Here is a 4,429-nt window from a genome sequence, read left to right as displayed (position 1 = left end):
ATGGCGGCGGGGCTGATCGCCTGGGTGTCGAGCGTTCCGACATAGGTTCCGTCCCGCAGGACGGTGACGCGGTCGGAGAGCTCGTAGATCTCTTCCATGCGGTGGCTGATATAGACGATGGCGAGGCCGTCCTCGCGCAAGGCGCGAATGAGGGCGAAGAGGCGTTCGGTCTCGCGCTCCGACAACATGGTCGTCGGCTCGTCCATGATCAGGATTTGTGAATTCGAGCGGACGGCGCGCGCGATTTCGACCAATTGGCGCTCCGCCAATGTCAGATCGCTGACCTTGGCGTCGGCGGCGAACGAGGCGCCGAGCCGGCTCAGCGCCTGGCCGGCGCCTTCGATCATGGCCGCGCGGTCCAGCAGGCCGGCGGCAAGGCCCTCGCCGCGAATCTCACGCCCGAGATAGATGTTTTCGGCGACGCTCAGATTGGGCGAAAGCGAAAGCTCCTGATAGATGACGGAAATGCCCAGCGCCCTCGCCGCCATCGGATCGGTCATGGCCACGGTCGCGCCATCGATCAGGATCTCGGAGCCGGGATCGGGCCTGATCGCGCCGGCGAGAATTTTCATCAGCGTCGACTTCCCGGCGCCGTTCTCGCCCATCAGGGCGTGGATTTCGCCCTTGGCGACCCGGAACTGCACATTACGCAACGCCTTTAGCTTGCCGAACGTCTTGGAGATGTTGCGCATCTCCAAAATCGGAGCAGCCAGAAGATTCTCGATCTTCGACATTTTTCCCTCCCCAACGGGCCCTTTTCGCCATGAGCCCGGCTCATTGGCGGGGCGCTTTCGGCGCGCCCTTTGCCTCATCTGGTATCGCAGCCTCCCACCGTTCTGATCGCCTGTCAATAGATAAATCATTTTGGTTTATTAATTGACGCGGACGTTTTTTTGGGCCATCTTTCTCTCATGGCGCGTTCGAAGCCTTCCGAAAGGCGACGCTTGCGTCATGTGTGAGCCCGATGAGAGAATTCCGGCGTTTCGACATCCATGGACAACCTTGATGATCTTTGACGCAGCAGCGACGCCCCAGACCGGAGAGAAATCTCGCGGCACCAATCTGATCGGCGTCAGGGCTTACAACGAGCGGCTCGTGCTTTCGCTCGTCCGCCGGTTCTCGAACCTGCCCAAGGCCGAGATCGCGCGCCTGACGGGCCTGTCCGCGCAGACGGCCTCCGTCATCGTGCGCGCTCTGGAGGGGGATGGATTGCTGCTTCGCATGGAGCCCAATCGCGGCCGCGTCGGACAACCGTCGGTGCCGCTGAGGCTGAACCCGGACGGCGCCTATGCCGTCGGCCTCCACATCGGCCGCCGCACGGCGAGCCTGATGCTGATGGATTTCGTCGGCGCGGTTCGCGATCAGGTCCGCTGTTCCTATGCCTATCCCGATGTCGACAACATTCTCGCCTTCACGGCGAAGAGCATGGCCGCGCTCACCGACAAGCTGAGCGACACGCAGAAGGAGCGCATCGCCGGACTGGGCGTCGCCGTTCCGTTCGAGTTGTGGAGCTGGTGCGCGGAGGTCGGCGCGCCGCATTCGGCGCTCGAAGCCTGGCGCAACTGCAATCTCCTCGCCGAACTTGAGTCGGTGAGCGGCCTGTCCGTTTCGATTTCCAATGACGCCACCGCCGCCTGCGGCGCCGAGCTGACGTTCGGCCGCGGCCGGGACTTTGAGGACTTCCTCTATTTCTTCGTCGGCTATTTCGCCGGCGGCGGAATCGTTCTCAATGGCGAACTCTATTCGGGGCGCCAGGGCAATGCGGGCGCGCTGGGCTCCATGCCGGTCGTGATCAAGGATCGGAAAACAGGCGTCGCGGAGCGCCGGCAACTAATCCATGCGGCCTCGCTTTACGGGCTGGAGCGGCGCCTGATCGAGGCCGGTCGCGATCCTGTCGCCTTTTTCCGATCGCAGGCCTGGGACAGCCTCGGCCCCATCCTCGACGACTGGCTCGACGAGGCGTCGGACGGACTCGCCCAGGCGATCGCCGCCTCCGTGTCGGTGATCGATTTCGGCCACGTGATCATCGACGGCGGTCTCGCGCCCGACGTGCGCAGGCGGTTGGTCGATCTCGTGCGCAAGAAGGCGCGCGCGCAGGATCTTCAGGGGCTTTCGCCTTTCGAGATCGACGAGGGCTCGATCGGCGCAAACGCCCGCACCATGGGCGCCGCCAGCCTGCCGTTCTTCGCCCGCTTTCTTCTCAACCAGAATGTGCTTTTCAAAGGAGAGGCCTGATGCTCAAGGGCGTCGACCCATTGCTCGGCCCGGACCTCCTGCGCGCCTTGCGCGCGATGGGGCATGGCGATGAGATCGCGATTGTGGACGCGAATTATCCGGCCGAGGCGCATGCGCAACGTTGCGTGCGCGCCGACGGTCATTCGGCCTCCGCCATGCTGGGCGCGATCCTGTCGGTGCTGCCGCTCGACCGCATGGTCGAAAATGCGGCCTTTCGCCCCGTTCCGCCGGACCGCCCTACGCATCCCGTTCACGATGAATTCGACACCATCGTCGAAATCCACGAGCCGGGCGTCGCCGTCAGAACGCTGCGCGGAGAGGCCTTCTACAATCGCGTCAAATCCGCTTACCTGATCGTCGCGACCGGCGAGCGGCGGCTCTATGGCAATATCATTTTGCGCAAGGGCGTCATCCACGAAGAGACCACGGCGCCGACCGACCGTCTCGCGCGAACACATGGGACTCCCAAGCTGGAAAAGGCCGTCCAATGATCCTCGTCTGCGGCGAAGCCATTGTCGACCTGTTCGTCGACGAAAATCCGGGTTCGGCGATGTCGGCCCTGGTCACATTGGGCGGCTCGCCCATGAATGTGGCGATCGGCCTCGCGCGCCTGGAGGAAAAGGTGGCGTTCTGCGGCGGCTTGTCTTCCGACCGCTTCGGCGCGGCCTTGCGGCGCAAGCTGCAGTCCGAAGGCGTCGATCTGAACTTCGCCGTCGACTCCACTCGCCTGACGACCATTTCCGTCGTCACCACCGACCCGACGGGCCAGCCCAGCTATTCCTTTCATGGCGAGGGCAAGGCGGACCGCGAGATCACGCCCGCCATGCTGCCCGCCAACCTGCCGGAGGACGTGCGCGCGTTGACCTTCGGCTCCTACACGTTGGCTGTCGATCCGGTCGCCGGCGCCTATCTCGATCTCGCGCGTCGCGAAGCCGCCCGCAGGGTCATTTCCCTCGACCCCAATGTGCGCATGAATGTCACGCCCGATCTGGAGGCATGGAAGAAACGGTTTTCGGCTTTTCTTTCGCTCGCGGACATCGTCAAGGCGAGCGAAGAGGACATAGCCCTAGCCTATGGCGCGAACGTCGATATCGATGACGTCGTCGCTGGCTGGTTCCTGGCCGGGCCATCGATCGTCATCGTTACACATGGCGGCGACGGCGCGACGGGCTACTTGCGAAACGGCGAAAAAATCTCCGTTCCCGGAAAGCGGATCAATGTGATCGACACCGTCGGCGCCGGAGACACATTCCATGCGGCGATCCTCGGTTATCTGAGCAAGTCGGGTCAACTCGCCAAGAAGGACCTCGCCGGCCTGTCGGCGCAGGAACTCGGACGCGCCATCGATTTCGCGGTGACGGCGGCGGCGATCACATGCACTCGGCAAGGCGCCGATCTGCCGAGGAAAAGCGAAGTCGCGGCCACGATCAGCGGCTGATCCGGCGCGGCGTCGGCGATGAGAATGCGAAGCGTCTGACGTCAAGGCGGCCGGCAGGGATGCCGTCCACCAGCCGATCGCATCGCGCAAAAGCGGAATTCCGATACGTCCAGCAAAAACTGGCGAGCGTTTGCGCGCGCGATCCGCCGCGCCTTTGACAAGGGAGGTTTGGAGCGATGAAGGTTGAGGCGATTGAAGCGATCTGGACGCAGCTCGCCGAAGAGCGGCAAGGAACGGAAAAGCGGCCGATCGTCGATCTCTTCGGTGACGACGCGGATCGGTTCGAGGCATTTTCGGTCCGATTCGAGGATATGCTGCTCGACTATTCGAAGACCGCTGTGACCAGGCGCGCGCTCGACCTCCTTCTCGCCTTGGCCGACGCCTGCGACGTCGCGCGGAAGCGCGACGCGATGTTCGATGGCGCGCCGATCAACATCACCGAAAAGCGCGCCGTCCTGCATACGGCGCTGCGAAATCTGTCGGACCGCGCCGTCTTCGTGGATGGCGAGGACGTCATGCCGGGCATTCGCGATGAGCTTGAACGTCTTGGTCGCTTCGCCGAGGGCGTTCGATCGGGCGCGATCGCGGCCGCCGACGGCGGCCGTTTTTCCGATGTGATGCATATCGGTATCGGCGGTTCGGATCTGGGGCCCGTCATGACGGCGCGGGCGCTCGCGCCTTATCATGACGGGCCGCGTCTTCATTTCGTCTCCAACGTCGATGGGGCGCATTTCGCCGATACGATCAAGATTCTCG

General features: G+C 63.6%; 4 protein-coding genes and 1 pseudogene. 4 read left to right on the top strand and 1 reads right to left on the bottom strand.

Going from position 1 to position 4,429, the window contains the following annotated elements; all coding sequences use genetic code 11:
- On the bottom strand, positions 1-734 hold a 734-nt coding region (locus tag ACE3S9_RS15400), incomplete at its 3' end, for an ATP-binding cassette domain-containing protein (protein ID WP_374547362.1).
- 271 nt (positions 735-1,005) lie between these two features.
- Here ACE3S9_RS15400 and ACE3S9_RS15395 point away from each other — a divergent pair.
- From ACE3S9_RS15395 to ACE3S9_RS15380, 4 genes and pseudogenes are all read left to right on the top strand, one after another.
- A complete protein-coding gene (locus ACE3S9_RS15395; protein WP_374547361.1) occupies positions 1,006-2,235 on the top strand; it encodes an ROK family transcriptional regulator in 1,230 nt (409 codons plus the stop codon).
- Positions 2,235-2,726 (top strand): RbsD/FucU family protein, encoded by a 492-nt coding sequence (locus ACE3S9_RS15390; protein WP_374547360.1) that lies wholly within the window; start codon positions 2,235-2,237, stop codon positions 2,724-2,726. The genes ACE3S9_RS15395 and ACE3S9_RS15390 overlap by 1 nt, the downstream gene beginning before the upstream one ends.
- Positions 2,723-3,673, top strand: coding sequence for a carbohydrate kinase (locus tag ACE3S9_RS15385; protein WP_374547359.1), 951 nt, complete (start codon positions 2,723-2,725; stop codon positions 3,671-3,673). The genes ACE3S9_RS15390 and ACE3S9_RS15385 overlap by 4 nt, the downstream gene beginning before the upstream one ends.
- Before the next feature lie 176 nt (positions 3,674-3,849).
- Positions 3,850-4,429, top strand: a pseudogene (locus tag ACE3S9_RS15380) (glucose-6-phosphate isomerase); the annotation flags it as partial.

The sequence above is a fragment of the Rhodoblastus sp. genome (genome assembly GCF_041915505.1).
Classification (GTDB): domain Bacteria; phylum Pseudomonadota; class Alphaproteobacteria; order Rhizobiales; family Beijerinckiaceae; genus Rhodoblastus.
The sequence above is the reverse complement of the archived record's forward strand: the minus strand, read 5'-3'. Positions and strand labels throughout refer to the sequence as shown.

Bases quoted from the DNA above. Each gene is read 5' to 3' on its own strand.
- ACE3S9_RS15390 (WP_374547360.1), top strand. From the start codon at position 2,235: ATGCTCAAGGGCGTCGACCCATTGCTCGGCCCGGACCTCCTGCGCGCC.
- ACE3S9_RS15385 (WP_374547359.1), top strand. From the start codon at position 2,723: ATGATCCTCGTCTGCGGCGAAGCCATTGTCGACCTGTTCGTCGACGAA.
- ACE3S9_RS15395 (WP_374547361.1), top strand. From the start codon at position 1,006: ATGATCTTTGACGCAGCAGCGACGCCCCAGACCGGAGAGAAATCTCGC.